Here is a 19,044-nt window from a genome sequence, read left to right as displayed (position 1 = left end):
TATGGTGTGCCCGGCATGGGTGCAGGCTCTAGGGTGCAAGTCCCGAACAGTGAAGGCAGTAGTAGCTGTAGCTTAAGACAAGGGTATGAGGGGTGACTCTCATATCTGAAGGAAGTCGGCGGCAAACTTCCGCTCCGAGGGACACGAATCTCATATAAGGCTAGGTAACACTGGGTGAATCTGCCATACAAGATAAAGCCCTTACTGCCGAAGGTGTTACAGAGTAAATGAGGCGGAGACATGGAAGGAAAGTCTGTACTCTTACCCGGGGAGAACCTGTCGGTATGCCGTACTCATGCGGTAAGCCTATCCGTGAGGATAGGTTGAACGACAGGCGTCAGCAGAAGCCATAGTACTTATTCACTTAAGGGGATAAGGAAGGGCTGAACTGGTTATGGAAAATAGGAACTAGGCGTATCTTTCCATTCAATGAAACAGAAAACAAGGTTCCTGTCTATCGTAAGAAATGGTGAATCCACGGGGGGCGATAAGCAGGGTGGAGAATTGGAAAGGACACAATCAGAACACCTATTTACGGTGGAGGTTATATCAATGTTAATGGAACGAATCTTGTCACGGGAGAACCTACTTAACGCAATAAAGAGAGTGGAAAAGAATAAGGGAAAACATGGAGTGGACGATATGCCCGTCACTGCTCTTCGTGGACATATTATGCTCAACTGGAGCGAACTGCGAAAATCCCTCTTCGAGGGAACCTATATCCCATCCCCCGTCCGTCGAGTCGAAATCCCGAAACCAGACGGCAAAGGGAAGAGGAAACTGGGAATCCCAACCGTGACAGACCGTTTCATTCAACAGGCAATTACCCAGATGCTTACCAAGATGTACGACCCAGGCTTCTCCGATTGTAGCTTTGGCTTTCGCCCTAACAGGCGAGCACATCAGGCTGTAAAATTAGCCCAAAGCTATATAGAAGAAGGCTATAGATGGGTAGTCGACATTGACCTTGAGAAGTTCTTTGACAAGGTTAAGACTAATCAGACGATTTTTAACCTCTGGTGTTATGGAAGGCGGACTTGTCAGTCCGAATCTTGAGGGAACACCGCAAGGTGGACCTTTAAGTCCCCTGCTTTCGAATATTGTTTTGGACGAACTGGATAAAGAATTGGAGCGTAGAGGACATCGTTTTGTTCGTTACGCCGATGATTGTAATATCTATGTGAAGTCTAAAAGAGCTGGTGAAAGGGTTATGAAGGCGATGACTCATTTTATCGAGGGAAAGCTTAAACTGAAGGTTAACAGGGATAAAAGTGCCGTAGACCGCCCCTGGAAAAGGAAATTTCTTGGGTTCAGTTTCACAAGTAATCTAAAACCTAAGGTGAGGATATCTCCTCAATCAATTAAACGGTTTAAAGATAAAATAAGGAAGCTTACAAGCAGACGCAGGTCAATTGCCATGGAAGATAGGATTCATGACCTTAACGAATATTTAGTGGGATGGATTAATTATTACCACTTAGCTGATACTCGTTCAGTAATTACAAAACTCGAAGGATGGCTTAACCGAAGGTTAAGAATGATTCGATGGAAGGAATGGAAACTTCCCCGGACAAAGGTCAAGAAACTTATTGAACTAGGTGTTCCGAAAGGAAAAGCATACGAATGGGGAAATACTAGAAAGGCTTATTGGAGAGTATCCAAAAGTCCAATCCTTCACAAAACATTAGGGAAAGCCTATTGGCTCTCCCTAGGATTAAAAAGTATTTCTGCAAGATATGACCTACAGCGTTCGACATAATTGGAACCGCCGTATACGGAACCGTACGTACGGTGGTGTGAGAGGGATAAATGGAGGTTAATCGCCTCCCCCTATCTCAATTTCCCGCAAGCGTATGTCCCCCGATCCTTTAAAGCAACAACTGATTGATGATCTGTATCTGTTTTGTAGAATTTTCATTTGGATGGTTGGAATGCCTTAATTTTTAGAGTAAATTAATAATATAGAACCCTTACATATAAATATCGAATAACCCCAAAAACTTAACTTCATACAATCATTGGAGGGAACCATATGTTTTTATCTTTTCCCATACTGGCTGCACTCTTAGGTATGTTTATTGCGCAATTTGTAAAAATCCCGATTCACTTTTTAACATCTGGAGAATTAAAATGGAAGCTGATGTTCAGTACAGGCGGAATGCCAAGTTCACACACGGCCACAATCATATCACTTACGACAGCAATTGGACTCGTTGCAGGATTTCAATCCAATGAATTTGCCATTTGTGTGATCGTATCCATGATTGTTATGCATGACGCCATGGGGGTTAGAAGACATGCAGGCTATCACGCAGAGGTATTAAACACGTTATTGGCAGATTTCAACACGTTAATCGATACCATCAAACACCCCAATCTGAAAAAAACGGAGTCGAGAGATAAATTAAAGGAATTACTGGGGCACCAGCCAACAGAAGTTTTCTTTGGGGCCTTGACCGGCATCCTCGTTGGCATTTCAACCTATTTTCTCTACCCATTTTAACATATTTCTACATATTAAGAATTCTTGTAATCGTTCCCTGGCTTAGTTCACTATACTGAGCCACTTTTTATTTTCCCTTCCGATAGCTACGAATCTAACGCTACATGTTCATTAAAGTGTATCATTTCACATTGTTGCAATGAATTATCTTTTTAAAAACTAAAAAATGTTTAAGAAAAACTAGTATGGGTACATAAAAAGTGTAAGTCAAATAGCAATTCCAAATTTCACTAGGAGGGATTTATTATGGCAAACAAAAACGATAACCAAGGGAAAATGACGTTGGAAGAAGCAGGACGTAAAGGCGGGCAAGCTACCTCAGAAAGCCATGACAAAGAATTCTATCAGGAAATTGGACGCAAAGGCGGAGAAGCTACCTCCGAAAACCATGACAAAGAATTCTATCAGGAAATTGGACGCAAAGGAGGAGAAGCTACCTCCGAAAACCACGACAAAGAATTCTATCAGGAAATTGGACGCAAAGGCGGAGAAGCCACCTCCGAAAACCACGACAAAGAATTCTATCAGAAAATCGGACGCAAGGGCGGAGAAGCCACCTCTAACAACCACGATAAAGAATTTTATCAGGAAATTGGAGAAAAAGGCGGAAATGCCCGAGCAGAACAACGTGATGATTAAACCTTTTCTATAAAGGGAGGAGAGAATTCTCCCCCCTTTTTTCCAATCCACGCCATTTTCCTCAATTCTCTTCAGAAACTCCACTTTTCTAACTAGGTATTTTTTACTACTATTTTAATAATTCAAATAATTCCAAATATCGATGCGAGTCTACTTTTATTAATCTATAATAAAGATGTTGGAAAATAATAGGGGGTATGGGAAATTGAGGAAAAAGTTTATTTTACCTATGGTTCTTTCGTCGGCGATGTTGGTAGGTTCGATCCCAATGAGCAGTGTTTTTGCGAATCCGGTTGATTCAAAAGTGGTTACTAGTGTACAAGCTTCTGAGAAGTGGAATGCGAAAGCGAGCGTTCCAGTATTTGTGAAGGAGCGGCATGCAGAGAAATTCTCCTCCAGCAACACATCCAATGCATTAAATTATTTAAAGAAAAACCAAGATAAAACCGGGTTCAAAGATCCGGAGAAAAATCTAAAGGTGAAAAATGTACAAAAAGATGAACTAGGTATGACTCACGTCCGCTTTGATCAGTCCATAAATGGGGTAAAGGTAGAAGGATCGGAAATTATTGTTCATTTTAATGAAAATAATGAGGTCACTGCTGTTAACGGAAGAGTGAATCAAACAGTTGCCGATACTGCAGTGGACACGACGGCCTCTTTAAGTAGTGATGCTGCACTAAAGAAGGCACTATCCGCTGTCAACGCTCCTGAAGAGCTGACCTACGAGCCAACCTCTGAGCTAGTTGTCTATCCTTTTGAAGGGGAAAATCATACTGCCTATAAAGTGAATGTAAACTTCATGGGGGATGATCCCGGAAACTGGTTTGTCTTTGTGGATGCAAAAACAGGCGATGTGATTGATCAGTATAATGGCCTAATGCATGCTGATGAAAAGAAAACACAAAATGGTGCCGGAAAAGGTGTACATGGCGCTCACAGGCAACTACATATTACCCAAGTGAAGGAACCGAATGCCGGAACTAAGTTTACGTTAGAAGATTACTCTCATGAAAACCTTAAAGGAATCATAACCTATGATGCCAAAAATGATAATACTTCAAGTAACGATACGATCCATGTAGGAAATTCTGCTGCATTTATCGGAGACTATGATCGAGCGCTTGTAGATGCACACTATAATTCTGAAAAGGTATATAACTATTACCTTAATGAGCATGGCCGCAACTCCCTTGACGGCAACGGGATGGCCATCATCTCCAGAGTCCATTATGGCACCAATTATAACAATGCCTCCTGGAATGGACGTTGGATGACCTATGGTGATGGTGACGGTGAGTTTATGATTTCTCTATCAGCTGGACTTGACGTTGCTGCTCACGAAATGACTCATGGCGTCATCACTCATACAGCTAATTTAGTATACCAAAATCAATCTGGAGCACTAAACGAATCATTCGCTGACATCTTTGGTGCACTCGTTGATGATGATGATTGGGAAATGGGCGAGGATATTATGGCACCGGCCGCTAAAGCTGCGGGTAATGGAGTATTGCGCAGTTTAAGGGATCCACACAGTGTTATTGTACAAAACGAGCAAAGAAGGGCATATAGCACAAATGGGGGCGTCTATCCGAAACATATGAATGAATTTTATCATATGCCAACTTCTGTTGATGGCGGCGGTGTCCATGTGAACTCTTCGATTACAAACCATGCTGCCTACTTGATTGCTCAAGATATCGGCAGGCAAAAACTAGGTAAAATTTTCTATCGTGCTCTATCAGTATATTTAACCCCAAATTCCAACTTTAGCGACGCACGTAAGGCGGCTGTTCAGTCTGCCATCGATCTTTATGGTGAAGGCAGCGCGGAAGTGGCTGCAACTAATTCCGGGTTTGATGCGGTGGGAATTTACTAATTACTTTCTCCGTTTCTATGATTTAGGTAAAACCAGAGTTTAAAAGAAAGCCTGTCCATTGGTGTCCTTCACCAAAGGGCAGGCTTTCTTTTTTGGTTCTTCCTCATGCTTCTAATCATCCCATTTTCATATGTTTCGACTATAAAACCTTCAAAAAAAGTTCATAAATTCGAAAGGCATGAACCTTTAAATAAGGTGTATCCTTAAACTAGATACTATTTTTACTAAAAGGAAATTGCTTATATAGTAAACGTAAGGAGACGGTCTACATGGAAGTACGCGATTTTATGATTCGAAATGTCATTACTGCTAGGCAGTCAACAACTGTGAAAGAGTTAATCTCTCTATTAGAAACCAATCGCATTGGCGGAGTCCCAGTCGTGGATGAGAAAGGGAATTTAGTCGGTATCATTTCAGATGGGGATATTGTGAGATATCTTTCCCCACATAAAGAGAAGCTGTATTTAGCCTACTATGTGACTTATATAGAAGAAGCACAAAAAATAGAAGATGTATTAAGAGAAAGAATGAATACGCCTATTGGGGAAATTATGGTGAAGAAAAATATTAAGACATTAGCACCTGATGATGATTTTGAAAGTGCGATCCGTTTAATATCTAGACATCATTTTAAAAAAATTCCTGTCGTGAATGGAGCCGGCCGAGTCGTGGGCATTATCAGCCGAGGGGATATTATCCATAGTTTATCAAAATCCATCTTTAATGAAGAATCCGTTCAGGAACAATAAACAAAGTGCCAGTCGCTAGCAGTAATCGCTAGCAGTAATTTGTCGAATCTCCTTGACAGTTAATAGACGGAAAAATTCCGCCTATTGACTCGAAAAATTCGAAAAGGGGAGATTTTCCAATGCATAATCGGAAAATCTCCCCTTATTTACCCCGAAACGAGCTCCATTCTGTATTTAACTGGAAAAATCTAAAGTGTTTTTTCAAAACCATTTTCCAATTTTATTATTTCTACATCCAATCTTTTTTGTTCTAATTCCATTTCTTTGATTTTTACTTCATGTTCCAATTCCATTGTTCTTCTTTTTAATTCATATTTCTTTTTGTTTTCATAACCATAATAAAGGAGACTAAGCCCTGTAATGATTGTGATGTAAAACCACCAATCCAATTTTTTCACCCCGTTTTTATTTAGTCTCAGTTAATTCAAATATATGCAAGAATGTCTACCATAGCCAATCCTAAGTGATTAATAACACTACCTTTCTCTTAAACTTTAACATTAAACAAAGTAAATTTGCACTATATTTCCAATAATCTTATTAACCTGCCCCATAAAGGGTCGCTCTACAAATGCAAAAAAATAAATTTTTTTAAAAAATAGGGCTGTGGACGTAGAAAGTCATTAGGCTTTAGCAGGTTAATGGAATAAAGATTATTATGTATGATGACATTAGTACGAAGGAAAGTATTTCCTTGTTCATTCGGCTAGGAGCCATCCTGAATCCGAAAAGTGATGGATATTTTCCTCTGAAGAACTGACAAAGATTGATATATTGCAAGGAAAAAAAAATGATCGATGCAGGGAGGAGGAATAATCATGTTTTTGAAAATAGTCAAGAATGATTTTCTCAGAAACAAAATTGTCACGATGACTGTATTTGTATTTATCACGATGGCCGTTGTTTTGACAGCCAGTGCCACGAATAATATTGTCAATCTGTTTCAGTCGCTGTCAGATCTTCAAGAGAGTGCTGTGCCGGCTGATCTGACGGTGATGCATGCCGGAGAATATGACCAGGCAGACATCGACCAATTTACAGCACAATACCGTGACCAAATCGCGATGCAGGAGACGATGGTTCTTCAGAATATCGACGGAAGCAATATCCATTTTGGCCAAAATCAAACGATGGCTGGGACGATACAGGATATTTCATTTGTTGTACAGAACAAGAAATTCGATTTCATATTGGATCTTGATAACGAAAAGCTGGAAGTTAAGGAGGGTTTCGTTGCCGTTCCCATTTATTTCATGGAACAGCATGACTTAAAAATAGGTGAGCGGATTACGGTGATAAGCGGCAGGTATGAGAAAGAGTTTATCATTTCAGATTATGCAAGAGATTTTGAGATGAACTCATCCCTCACTTCTTCGAAACGGTTTGTGATCAATCAGAGTGACTATGATGAAATGCTGAAAGCGCAGGCTGGGGAAATGGAATATCTGATCGAATTCAAGTTGGTTGAAAATGGTGATCCTGCTGCTGTACAGGCTGCCTATATCGAAGCGGGTCTTCCGGCAAACGGTCCGATCATCGAAGGAAAGATATTTGCAATGTTTAATGCCATGTCAGATATGGCCGTTGCGATTGTCATTCTATTTATTAGTATGCTGCTTATTGTGATTTCTTCGCTTTGTATCAGACTTACATTTCTGGCGGCGATTGATGAGGATATGAGAGAAATCGGTGTTATGAAAGCAATGGGGATATCCAAAAAGGATATAAAAAGGGTCTATCTTAACAAATACAGAGTCATCTCTGTAGCAGCCGGTATAATCGGGTATCTGATGTCCTTTGCAGCGGTAAATCTGATAAACGGTCAGATGAGACTTTACCTATCTTCCGATTTATCTGGTAGCTTACAATATGTCTTATCGCTTATAGCTCCATTACTTGTCTATTGCATGATTGTGCTGTACTGCAAGCAAGTACTGAAAAAAATCGATAAGATTTCTGTTGTGGAGGCTTTACGTAGAGATTCTATGGAGCGGGGAAAGAGCCGAAAATACAGTTTCCCGCTGCTAAAGAACAAATTCTTCAGCACCAATATTTACATGGGCTTTAGGGATGTATGGAAACGATTCAAATTATACAGGCTGCTGTTTGTTATTTTTATCGTATGTACGTTTATTGTCATTCTCCCTGTCAATATTTATAACACTATGAATTCACCAGAATTTTCTACATACATGGGAATAGGAAAATCCGACATCAGAATCGATCTTCGAAGAACCGATACGATTACAGAAGATTTTAAAAAACTGCAGGAGGAACTGCAGAATGATTCCGATATTGAAAAGTATGCAGCGTACATCACAAGTTCCTACCAGGTGAAAAACGAGGAAGGCTCCTGGGACTATATGAATATTGAAACCGGAGATTTTTCCGTCTTTCCATTAAACTATTTGGAAGGAAGAGCACCGCAGGGTAAGGGAGAAATCTCGCTTTCCTTTGCCAATGCCGCAAAAGACGGATTAAACAAGAAAGTAGGAGATGAAGTAACCGTCAGGGTTGGTAGGAAAGAGCGGACTTTATCCGTTACGGGTATTTATCAGGATATAACCAATGGAGGAAAAACAGCAAAGGCGCATACTAGTCTTGGGGTAAATGAAGAGGCCGTTCTTTGGTATATTGTGAGCATGGATTTGGCTCCGGGCGTGGATATTCGTGAAAAAATGGATTACTACCAAAATACTTACGATGCTGCGCAGGTAAATGATATCAAAGAATATACAGAGCAGACGCTTGGAAATCTGATTGAACAGATGAGAGCTGTGGTGATAGGTGGAATTGCAATCGCCGTTATCCTAGCCGTATTGATCACTGCTTTATTCCTACGAATGCTTTTATCAAAAGATATGTCTCAGATTGCCATTATGCGAAGTGTGGGATTAACGTCAAAGCAAATTAGTCATCAATATATGGCAGGAACGATGATGGTCTTGGTAATAGGAATCATCCTCGGCACGCTGGTTTCGAATTATGTAGGGGAGTTTCTAGTAAGTATGGCGATGTCCTCTTTGGGAGCGGCAAAAATAGAATTTGTCCATATTATTTGGCAGACCTGGCTGCTCTGTCCGTTAGCGCTGATGATCGCCGTTGGATGGACAATAATTGTGTCCTGCAAGGTAGCCGTAAAAGGTGATTTATCCGTCGTATTAAGAAGTTAACAGTACTGAATGGGATGGGAGGGATATAGATGAGCAATATAGTGGAAGCAAAAAATATGAACAAAAAAGTAGCTTTAGGAAATGAGAATGAGCTTCATATCTTGAAGGACATCAACCTAGATATAGAAGAAGGTGAATTCGTATCGGTCATGGGGCCATCCGGAAGCGGGAAATCGACACTGCTGTACAATGTGAGCGGAATGGATCGCATTTCTTCCGGCAGTGTGAAATTTAAAGGCAGTGAAATCGGCAGCATGAAGGAAGAAGAACTGGCACAGCTTCGTTTGAAAAACATGGGATTTATTTTTCAGGATATTAATCTATTAAAAAATCTATCATTGATTGACAATGTGATGTTTCCTGCTCTTGTCGCAAAAGATGCGGATAAAAATGTGGTGTATGAAAAAGCAAGAAAGCTGATGGAAATGACAGGAATTGAAAAGCTTGCTAATCATACGACCACCCAAGGCTCTGGCGGGCAGCTGCAGAGAGTCGGCATCTGCAGAGCATTGATCAATGATCCTGATATCCTATTTGGAGACGAACCGACCGGAGCATTAGATTCCAAATCGACAGAAGAGATTATGGCGATTCTTTCAGAGATTAATAAAAATGGGACAACCGTCATGCTCGTTACGCATGATGTAAAGGTGGCAGCCAAAACTGAAAGAATATTGTTTATGGTAGATGGAACGATTGGTGCACAGAAAAAAATGAATAAGTTTGATCCGCAGTATGAGGATATGAGGCAAAGAGAAGAAAGCCTTATGAAATGGCTTGTGGAAAATGGATTTTGAACCCCGGGGACAGTTCTTATGGCACTTTTCCAGTGCCTGAAAATTCAGCAGAACCGTCCCCATGGTCTCTAATTTGTGGTAAATTAAAAATAAACAACAGAAGATTATGTTCGTTTTGATTTAGTTAAGGACCAAAATGAGGATGGAGGTCGAGTAAAAGTTGGCTGAGCTTTACATAGTGGACGGTGGGATGAACGAACTAAAGAATGTTTATCAACTTTATGAGGAAGACTTTCCTATCGAAGAACGAAAAACCTACGACCAGCTTGAATTCTTACTTTCTAAAAAGAAATACAAATTATTGGTGGCGAATCAACGGAGCAATAATGAGTTGGTTGGGTATACGTTTATTTATGAATTAGAGCAGGCAAATGCCATTTGGCTCGATTATATGGCAGTTAATAAAGAGTTTCGGAATAAAGGGTATGGGGCCATTTTATTAAACCACTTAGCACAATATAAACAGGATGGGCTGGGCTTATTTTTCGAGGTGGAAATACCTGTTGAAGGTGAAAATAAAAATAACCAGTTAAGAAGAATCCACTTTTATGAAAGATTGGGTGCCCAAAAGCAAGATGTTGGTTATGAATTTCCAACAAACAATGGTGGGTTTCCGATGTACCTATTTTTTAAGCCCTCATCTAACCATCAGAAATTACCAAGTAAGTTGATTCGAGAAGCGATAGCTGAGGCTTTCGAAGAGATACATACCGACGTAAAAAATAGAGAACAGATCCTTGACAAGGTTCTTTCCACTATTGAAGATTGTTAAATTTCCGGTTTAAGGAAGGGGTAAAAGGATGACCATTATTGATAAATTAAATCTAGGTAAGTATGGTAATCTGGCAGTGCTAAATCAGCCGGATGACTATGATTTGTTTATTGACAATCAGAAGAATTTATCCGGAAACCATGATGGGATCTTTATTTTTATCGAAACGCTCGAGCAAATGGTGGACTATACAAAAAGGGTGATCAAGGAACAGCTATTGCTTGAAAAAGGGTACTTATTTTTCGCTTATCCGAAAAAAGGGAACAAGCGGTACGAAACGTTCATTCATAGAGATAAAATCTTTCCTGCGCTGAAGGTGAACGAGGATGGGTATGTCGAAGACAGCGACTTGAAATTCTCGCGGATGGTGGGAATGGATGATGTCTTCACTGTCGTTGGATTGAAGCGTGAAAAAAGGAAAACGAAAAAGTCATCCGCTCCAAGTCAGTCTGTTGCCGATTATGAGAAAAATGTTAAAGATATTGAAAAGCTTTTAGCGGATCATCCCAATGAACTGAGACTATATAAGGAGTTAACACCAGGCTACCAAAAGAGTTGGGCACGCTATCTATTCTCTGCCACACAGCAGCAAACACGGGAAAAACGCCTGGAACAAATGGTCGACATCCTGTCACAGGGGTATAAATCTGTTGATTTATATCGGCAGAAAAAGAAATAGCGTATAAGTGGTTTAAACATTCGAATATGATTCTTGGGGTCAGTCTCCTGTTCTAATTTTGGGGGACTGGCCCCGTTTTTACTGTCCCATCACATGATTAATTTATGTTTACGTAAATGTTTTTTGCTGGGATGTTTATATTGGTTTCTATTTTTTTTCTGATGGTATTTAGTAGTTTGTTATTATTCTCTGATGTAGTATTCACATGAATGGCAGCAAATATTTCCGCCTCATTAATACACCAAACTTTAATATCGTTAACGGTTAGATTTGTTTCCACATCTTTAACCAACTTTTCAATTTCATCCACGGAATACCCTTTTGGTGTGCCTTCCATTAATATATTTAAAGATTCCTTTGTAATTTTGAATCCACCCGCAATAATGATGAGTGATGCCAATATACTTCCAATTGGGTCTAACCATGTTGCCCCAAAGTATTTAATCCCCAATGCTGCAATGACAACACTCACACTCGTAAATAAATCCGCTAAAACGTGAAGCAGTGCACTTTTTACATTTAAATTAGAATTGGCCTTAGTCAAAATTAAACCAACGATTCCATTTATCACTAAACCAATCGTACCGACGATTAACATTTGGTTAGGGATGATGTCGATTGGATGAATCATACGGCTTACGGCTTCTGTGATGATAAATATAGGGATAATGATTAACGTTAAACCATTAATAAATGCCGCGATGGGTTCAAATCTCTTGTATCCAAAAGTTTTATTTTTCGTGGCTGCTTTTGTGGCCATGATGGTTGCGATTAGGGAAAGAATCAATGAGAAAGCGTCTGACCCCATGTGAACACCATCGCCCATCATCATCAGAGAGCCTGAAATGAATCCATAGAGGATTTCAATGAAGGCAAAAAATAGGGTTAAGGAAGCAGCCCAAATAAAAAGCTTCATATTTTTTTTATATTTAACAGTATCATTCCTCACATTGTACACTCCCTAAATTATAATTATTATAAATTTATTATAGATAAAACCATGTTACTTGTCAATCTAATTGAGAATTAATTATTATAATTGAGAATAAGTATCAAAATCACTTACCGCTGCCAAGAATTTTTCCTTGTCCCTAAGTGACGTATCAATATTATAATAATTATGTAGTATAATAGATGTTTTTTTCGGAAGGTACATAATGGGGGAGTGAATACTAGATGGAGAAACCGATGATTGGTGTATTACCCTTGTATGATAAAGATAAGGACAGCTATTGGATGCTGCCTGGGTATATGAAAGGGATCGAGGATGCTGGAGGAATCCCGGTCATGTTACCGTTAACCACAGACCAGGATACAATTCTAAAACTAGCGGCTGCTTTTGATGGCTTTTTATTTTCTGGTGGTCAGGATATCAATCCAGAGTGGTATGGTGAAAAAGACGAGTCTTGCGGGGAAATCTGCAGTGAACGCGATGTGATGGAGGCTGCTCTTTTTAAGCATGTAGTGGAACTAGATAAACCCGCTTTAGGGATTTGCCGTGGTCTGCAGCTATTTAATGTCATGTTAGGCGGTACATTATATCAGGATATTCCTACTCAGCTAAGTGGTAGTACCATCAAACATATTCAAAGGCCGCCCTACACGGAACCCGTTCATTATGTTTACATAGAAAGGGATACCGCGCTTTATCCTATTTTTCAAACAGATTCTCTGAAAGTAAATAGTTTACATCATCAGGGAATTAAGGAGATATCGAAACATCTATTGCCTGCAGCAAGGGCTGAAGACGGATTGATCGAAGCGGTTGTCATGCCATCCAAAAAGTTTATCTTAGCCGTTCAATGGCATCCTGAGTTCATCTACCAGTTTGACGATCATCATTTTAAATTGTTTATAGAATTTGTGAAATCATGTAACTAATGACAGTTGAAAACCCCTTTATTGTGTAAGTATTAGAATTCATAAGCGGAAAATTTCCGGCTAATGTATATAGTGGAGGCTAAAGAAGCAGATATAAGCGGAGAAATTCCGATTAACTGCTCAAAATAAGACAAAATCCAAAGATTTAGACCATATAAGCGGAAAAACTCCTCTTATTTTTAGGGAAATACGGGTATTTCCCAATTTAACCGGAATTTTTCCGTTTATTTTTCAAACACAGTGAAATCAACATTCAGTCCATATTGAATTCAAATAGGGTGTCTGGCAAAACCAAAGCAAAAAGAGGTGATTACCAAAAAATGGAAGTCATCTCTGTAATGTTTAAAAAATCACTTTTTATTTCGATAATCCTAAAATTAACTCTTTATAGATATCGAAGAATGCAAAGTAGTAATCTTTGTAGACATATTCATCTGTTTTGTGTGCCATTTTTGTTTCGCCTGGACCAAACATCATGAATGGGAAGTTGTCATCTTTACCACGTAATAAGTTTGATGCATCTGTCACCCCTGGTGAACCTTTAACAGAAATGTCCAAACCTAAGTGTTTTTTACCGAGTTCTTTCGCAAGCTCAATCATTTCAGACTGTCCTGAAGTGAAAACACTTGGTAATGACATGGTCACTTCAACCCTAATATCGGAGCCTTCTTTATTGTATTTGTCAGCTGTTGTCTTGAATATGTCAATCACTTCATCATTATCAAATTCTGGAATCGTACGCACATTTATTTCAGCTACTGCTTTTTCTGGAACTGAATTTACTTGGTTCCCTGCATTAAAAATAGTTGTACTCATAACCAATTTATTTAGAACTTCATTTTTACGATCATCGCCATTCAATTTTTCATCTATTTCTAATAGATATTTCATCAATGGATTAATCGCGTTATACCCTTGGTCAGGCATAGAACTGTGTGCTGCTTCGCCAATAGACGTTACACGCAAGTTAAGTGAACCTTTGTGAGAGTAAATAATCGTGTCATGAGAAGGTTCAGCTACCCATAGATAATTGACATCTTCCATATAGCCTTCTTCGTATAATTTTTTAGAACCAGCGCCGCCGACTTCTTCACCAGTCGTTGCCATAAAACGGACAGTACCATTTTTTAGTTCATTATTTTCTTTGAGTTCAATCATCACTAAAGCAAGGTTGACTAAACCTGCTTTCATGTCATTTGTTCCACGCCCATATAATTTTCCGTCTCTTTCTGTCAATGTGAACGGATCTGAAGTCCACTCGCTCTCATCACCAGGAGAAACCACATCCATATGGCCAGAAACGCCAATGACTGGACTTCCGCTTCCAATTTCAGCCACTAAGTTAACACGAGTGTCTGTAACTGGAACAATTTTAGATTCAATGCCGTATTCTGCAAATAATTCTTTCAAGTAATTTGCCACTTCGATTTCGTTTTCATTAACAGATTTAATCGCAATAATATCAGATAAAATCTTTATCTTATCTTCTTCTGTAAAATGCTTCATACTAAGACCCTCCAAAATTTTATCTGTCTATCCTTAATGAGATACAACTGTATTTTACCCAAAAAGCAGTATATTTGTTGAATTAGCTTCTCAAAAGGCAACGACACCCCGTTGCCTTTTTAGTTATTTACCCCCAAAAATCTTACATTTTCTCCGACGAAAGAACCCGTTAAATCTAGGACTAAATTATGCACGTATAATTTGTTCTTATTACTTTCCTACCGTTATCTCCTTTTCTCAACACTTGCCCATTTCAAAAATGATGCATTTACATAGGATGCACTAACTGATGAAAAAGGAGGGGTATGATAAAGGCGCCAAAAGTTACAAAGTGAGGCGGTGCTTGATATCACAAAAAATATTTAAAGATAGTAAATGAAAGGAGATAAAAATGTCTCAATTAGAAAATGATCAACGCAAGCCATATCAAAGTAAAAAGAAACCGAAAGCGCCTGTAGTGGTGGAAAATTGGTTTGTTCGAATAACTATCGTTGTTTTATATGCTCTATTGTTAACGGGGATGGTGTTTGTCAATGTTAGGGCTGAAAAAACATGGGAATATGTGATTGGCGCTTTTTCTACTGTCAGTTTCGGCTACCTTTTACTAAAAGTGGTTGTTTCTTATTTTTATAACCCTGCAAAACAGGAGCCAAAGAAAGAGTATAAGGTATCTGTTATTATCCCCAATTACAATGAAAGTATCGAATCCGTAAACAAAAGTTTAGCTTGTTTGCTACAACAAGATTACCCCATTCATGAAATTATCTTTGTTGATGATGGAAGTACCGATGATTCCGCTTTTGTTGAAGTAAGTAAAATGGCACAAGTCATTCATTCGAAAAATGACCCTTCATTGCCTAAAATCATCACGCATCAATTTGAAAAAAACAAAGGGAAAAAAGCCGCACAAGCCTGGGGATTTACACATGCTACTGGTGATATTTTCATGCTAGTTGATTCTGATGGATATCTATTCCCGGATGCCGTAAGGGAATTATTAAAACCATTTAATGACGATCAAGTCATGTCAGTCGTCGGTCATATTAACGCAAGAAATGCAAAAGAAAACTTCTTAACTCGATTGCAAGACGTAGTGTATGATAAAGCATTTCGAGTAGGGCGCGGCGCACAATCCGTTACCAATGCTGTTTTGGTTTGTTCTGGTGCCATAAGTATGCATAGGGCCAAAATGGTTGTGGACCATTTGGATGAATTTTTAAGTCCTACTGTAGCTGGGGTTCCTTGTGAAGTCGGCGACGACCGGATGTTAACCGATATCTCCTTGAAATATGGAGGAAAGACAAAATATCAATCGACCGCTGTGTGTCTGACGGACGTACCGAACAAATTAAAACAACTTTTTAAACAACAAGTCCGCTGGGGAAAATCAACCTATTTATTCAGTATTGCCTCCTTGAAACATGCTTGGAAAAAGCCGTTTATGTTAGTGTGGCTTCTTGGTGAAGGATATACGTGGTTCTTTTTTTCCGTATCTCTAACAGCATCTTTCCTTCAATGGACAGAAACATATGCTATGATTTTTGTTTTATACTCTTTAGGATATATGGTCCTCGTTGCCTTTATTAGCGGAGTTTATTACTTTTTTAAAAATCCATTGGTTTATCTGTTTTCTCCGATATTTGCTCTTATTTATATGATCATATTAGTTCCGATTCGAGTTTGGGCGTTAGTAACCATTAATAAAACATCTTGGGGTACAAGATAAGGGGGGGATTTTTTTTATGGCCGAAACAGACCTGAATAACTACAGTCAGTTACATGCTAAATTACAGACAAAAAGTGCGGTTATTGGCGTGATTGGAATGGGCTATGTAGGTCTGCCGACTATGGTATCTAAAGCGAGAGTAGGTTATTCGGTTATTGGGTTTGATGTGGATGAAACAAAAGTCAATCGTATAAATGCGGGCAAAAATTACATTGGCGATGTCCAGGATGATGTTTTGAAACAATTAGTAAACAAAAAGAAAGTAAGAGCAACAAATGACTTTTCTGAACTTCGATTAGTTGATGTCATGGTTATTTGTGTTCCTACGCCGATTGATGAACACAAGCAACCAGATTTGTCTTATATTCAAGACGCAACAGACGAAATTGTGATGAATGCCACCGAGGGTTCATTAGTCATCCTTGAAAGTACAACCTATCCCTCTACAACCGAAGAGATCATTGTTAAATCAATTGAAGACAGAGGATTTAAAATTGGAGAAGATTTCTTTGTTGCCTACTCTCCAGAAAGAATTGACCCGTCAAACGAAGTATATACGATAGAGAATACTCCGCGGATTGTTGGCGGTCATACAGAAAGATGTACGGAACTTGCTCAATTGTTTATTGGCGGAAATGTATTCCCTGTCAGTTCAACGAAAGCAGCTGAAATGGCGAAGGTGTTTGAAAATACATTCCGGTTTGTAAATATTGCCTTGGCGAATGAGCTTGCTGTTATTTGTGACAAAATGGGGTTAGATCCATGGGAAGTAATTGAAGCTGCCAATACAAAACCATATGGGTTCATGGCGTTTTATCCAAGTGTAGGAATAGGAGGACATTGCATACCCGTTGACCCCTATTATCTTTCTTGGTATTCAAAAAAATACAATTACAATACCCAGATAATTGAAGTCGCTGGTGATATTAACGATAGAATGAATTCCTATTCTATTAAAAAAATCATGCAGATTCTAAACTTGCAAGGTAAAACAGTGAAGGGCAGCAAAATTGCCATCTTAGGTGCTGCTTACAAGAAAGATATTGACGATGTTCGGGAATCTCCGGTTTTCCGTTTCTATGAGTCATTAGAAAAGTTAGGTGCTGAGATTGCGGTTTATGACCCTCATGTTGAAAATTTCACATTGGAGGGGAAAATAATCCCCGTTCAAAAGATGAATTACGATAAACTTGGGGAATTTGACGTAGTTGCCTTACTAACAGATCACACCGATTTTGATTATAAAAAAATTGCAACAAACGCAAATATAATCTTTGATACGAAAAACGGTTTTAAAGAAGTGGAGAATTTCAAAGGTAGCTATTATAAATTGTAATAAGTGCCTTATTATTTTCTTTTATAAAAAACTAATAGAGAAGATAAATTATGCAACAAAGTCCATAGTTACTACCCGTATTTTATCGATATACGGGTAGTGACTGGCACTCTTTTTTTTGGCTTAATTAAAACAAGAGAACCACCTACGGTTCTCCACAAGATTTTATTCAATTTTTAATGATTTTTGTATAAGGCTGCCTTTTAGTTTAGCTATGGGATTCGGCCTCTTCATGATGACATCAGATAGTTCTGTAGGGGCTGTTGTTAATAATTCATACCCCTCCCTGGTCACAAGAATCGTGTCGGAGTGCCTGTAACCTCCAACTCCATCAATATAAATACCGGGTTCTATCGTGATCACCATATTTTCTTCCAAAATTTCATTACTGCCTTCCGCGATAAAAGGTGCCTCATGGTTCCCCAGGCCCACACCATGCCCCGTTCGATGCAGCAGATTTTCACTTAATCCATTCTTGATAAGATAATTCCTTGCTTCGGAATCGACATCAGCTGCTCTCGCCCCGGCTTTCAAAACTTTCAATGCCCTTTGCCGGGCAGTCATCATGAGGTGGAATAACTCTTCCTCTTCGTCTGTCGGATTTTCAAGGAAAAAGGTTCGTTCACATTCGGAGGCATATCCGTTTATTCTAAAATAAGCCATCGCCACGTTCGGTCCTGAACCCAACCGATCACCTAAGTTGGGAATACTATGTGGCATGGAACTAATGGGTGCTGGCCAAACGGCAGTCAGGAGTGAAGTCGTGATGGGATCAAATTGCTTTGTCCGAATGAGCTCGGTTTGGACGCTTCGTGACAAGGCGAATGGTTCAATGACAGTAGCCCCTTTATAAACGGATTTAAAAATCATTTCCATTGCTCTATCTGAGATCCTTGCACTCGATCTAATTTTTTCAAGCTCGTATGGACTTTTTAGTTTCCGTTGTTCTACGATTAGCTGACTTGGAACCAGTTCCTTTGCTTTGATTTTTAAAAATACTTCCGCTTTCACATTGTCCTCTATTCCCGTTCTTCCAAATCTTTTAATAAAATCATTCAATACCTCATTCCAGTTTTCTCCAACCGGTGAAGGATAATCCCAATAGGTGATAACCTTACAATCTATAATTCCTTTATAAACATGGGATTCTTCGAGTTTTGGCACCACTAATACGGGCTGTTGATCGGGAGATATAACGAGAAAAAATGGTCGTTCTTCCGGTTTATAGGTAATATTGGTAAAGTACCAGATATCCTCTTCAGCAGTGATGATGTAGGAATCTATAGAGTGTGTTTCCAGTGTCTTTTGAAGGCGACCTATTCTATATAGCAATTCTTGTTTCAACATATATAAATTCTCCCTTTGCTAGAAGTTTTCTTCCCTTGACTTTATTTTAAAAAA

16 protein-coding genes and 1 pseudogene are annotated in these 19,044 nt (G+C 39.1%); 13 read left to right on the top strand and 4 right to left on the bottom strand.

Features of this window, described 5'->3' with window-relative positions:
- Positions 1 to 429: 429 nt before the first annotated feature.
- The 6 genes and pseudogenes from AR334_RS30300 to AR334_RS07500 all read left to right on the top strand — a co-directional run.
- Positions 430 to 1,255: pseudogene (locus AR334_RS30300) on the top strand (reverse transcriptase domain-containing protein); the annotation flags it as partial.
- Positions 1,256 to 1,417: 162 nt separating this feature from the next.
- Positions 1,418 to 1,759: a group II intron maturase-specific domain-containing protein gene (locus AR334_RS30295; RefSeq protein ID WP_253701211.1), complete on the top strand. Its 342-nt coding sequence runs from the start codon at positions 1,418 to 1,420 to the stop codon at positions 1,757 to 1,759.
- Positions 1,760 to 2,032: 273 nt separating this feature from the next.
- Entirely contained in the window at positions 2,033 to 2,503 is a 471-nt protein-coding gene (locus tag AR334_RS07515; RefSeq protein ID WP_066307514.1) for a divergent PAP2 family protein, read from the top strand.
- Positions 2,504 to 2,749: 246 nt separating this feature from the next.
- Positions 2,750 to 3,142, top strand: coding sequence for a glucose starvation-inducible protein GsiB (gene gsiB / locus AR334_RS07510; protein ID WP_066307512.1), 393 nt, complete (start codon positions 2,750 to 2,752; stop codon positions 3,140 to 3,142).
- Between the two features lie 205 nt (positions 3,143 to 3,347).
- Positions 3,348 to 5,024, top strand: coding sequence for a M4 family metallopeptidase (locus AR334_RS07505; protein ID WP_066307511.1), 1,677 nt, complete (start codon positions 3,348 to 3,350; stop codon positions 5,022 to 5,024).
- Between the two features lie 269 nt (positions 5,025 to 5,293).
- Entirely contained in the window at positions 5,294 to 5,773 is a 480-nt protein-coding gene (locus AR334_RS07500; RefSeq protein ID WP_066307508.1) for a CBS domain-containing protein, read from the top strand.
- A 188-nt stretch (positions 5,774 to 5,961) separates the two neighbouring features.
- On the opposite strand, the gene AR334_RS07495 is transcribed toward AR334_RS07500, so the two are convergent.
- Positions 5,962 to 6,162, bottom strand: a complete 201-nt coding sequence (locus AR334_RS07495; protein ID WP_066307506.1) for a hypothetical protein — start codon at positions 6,160 to 6,162, stop codon at positions 5,962 to 5,964.
- A gap of 429 nt (positions 6,163 to 6,591) precedes the next feature.
- Between AR334_RS07495 and AR334_RS07490 the strand changes: the two genes are divergently transcribed.
- From AR334_RS07490 to AR334_RS07475, 4 genes are all read left to right on the top strand, one after another.
- Entirely contained in the window at positions 6,592 to 8,946 is a 2,355-nt protein-coding gene (locus tag AR334_RS07490) for an ABC transporter permease (protein WP_066307504.1), read from the top strand.
- 29 nt (positions 8,947 to 8,975) lie between these two features.
- The gene (locus AR334_RS07485) at positions 8,976 to 9,743 is read left to right on the top strand and encodes an ABC transporter ATP-binding protein (RefSeq protein WP_066307503.1); all 768 of its coding nucleotides are present in this window, start codon (positions 8,976 to 8,978) and stop codon (positions 9,741 to 9,743) included.
- A 160-nt stretch (positions 9,744 to 9,903) separates the two neighbouring features.
- Positions 9,904 to 10,515 carry a GNAT family N-acetyltransferase gene (locus AR334_RS07480; protein ID WP_066307502.1) on the top strand — a complete coding sequence of 204 codons (612 nt, stop codon included), beginning with the start codon at positions 9,904 to 9,906 and terminating at the stop codon, positions 10,513 to 10,515.
- A 28-nt stretch (positions 10,516 to 10,543) separates the two neighbouring features.
- On the top strand, positions 10,544 to 11,194 hold the full coding sequence (locus tag AR334_RS07475; protein ID WP_066307497.1) for a YdeI/OmpD-associated family protein: 651 nt from the start codon (positions 10,544 to 10,546) through the stop codon (positions 11,192 to 11,194).
- A gap of 97 nt (positions 11,195 to 11,291) precedes the next feature.
- On the opposite strand, the gene AR334_RS07470 is transcribed toward AR334_RS07475, so the two are convergent.
- On the bottom strand, positions 11,292 to 12,143 hold the full coding sequence (locus AR334_RS07470) for a cation diffusion facilitator family transporter (RefSeq protein WP_253701201.1): 852 nt from the start codon (positions 12,141 to 12,143) through the stop codon (positions 11,292 to 11,294).
- Between the two features lie 227 nt (positions 12,144 to 12,370).
- On the opposite strand from AR334_RS07470, the gene AR334_RS07465 reads away from it, so the two are divergent.
- Positions 12,371 to 13,075 carry a gamma-glutamyl-gamma-aminobutyrate hydrolase family protein gene (locus AR334_RS07465; RefSeq protein ID WP_066307495.1) on the top strand — a complete coding sequence of 235 codons (705 nt, stop codon included), beginning with the start codon at positions 12,371 to 12,373 and terminating at the stop codon, positions 13,073 to 13,075.
- 357 nt (positions 13,076 to 13,432) lie between these two features.
- Here AR334_RS07465 and AR334_RS07460 read toward each other — a convergent pair whose 3' ends face one another.
- Entirely contained in the window at positions 13,433 to 14,581 is a 1,149-nt protein-coding gene (locus AR334_RS07460) for an ArgE/DapE family deacylase (RefSeq protein ID WP_066307492.1), read from the bottom strand.
- Positions 14,582 to 14,972: 391 nt separating this feature from the next.
- Here AR334_RS07460 and AR334_RS07455 point away from each other — a divergent pair, with 391 nt between their 5' ends.
- Together AR334_RS07455 and AR334_RS07450 are read left to right on the top strand one after the other, a co-directional pair.
- Complete coding sequence (locus AR334_RS07455; protein WP_066307491.1) at positions 14,973 to 16,307, top strand: glycosyltransferase; 1,335 nt, start codon at positions 14,973 to 14,975, stop codon at positions 16,305 to 16,307.
- Between the two features lie 16 nt (positions 16,308 to 16,323).
- Entirely contained in the window at positions 16,324 to 17,643 is a 1,320-nt protein-coding gene (locus tag AR334_RS07450) for a nucleotide sugar dehydrogenase (RefSeq protein WP_216638010.1), read from the top strand.
- A 165-nt stretch (positions 17,644 to 17,808) separates the two neighbouring features.
- Here AR334_RS07450 and AR334_RS07445 read toward each other — a convergent pair whose 3' ends face one another.
- Complete coding sequence (locus AR334_RS07445) at positions 17,809 to 18,990, bottom strand: Xaa-Pro peptidase family protein (RefSeq protein WP_066307489.1); 1,182 nt, start codon at positions 18,988 to 18,990, stop codon at positions 17,809 to 17,811.
- Positions 18,991 to 19,044: the final 54 nt, after the last annotated feature.

Source organism: Bacillus sp. FJAT-29814, from assembly GCF_001510715.1.
In the GTDB taxonomy this organism is placed as follows: Bacteria; Bacillota; Bacilli; order Bacillales; family Cytobacillaceae; genus Neobacillus.
This window is presented reverse-complemented; position numbering and strand designations above follow the sequence as displayed.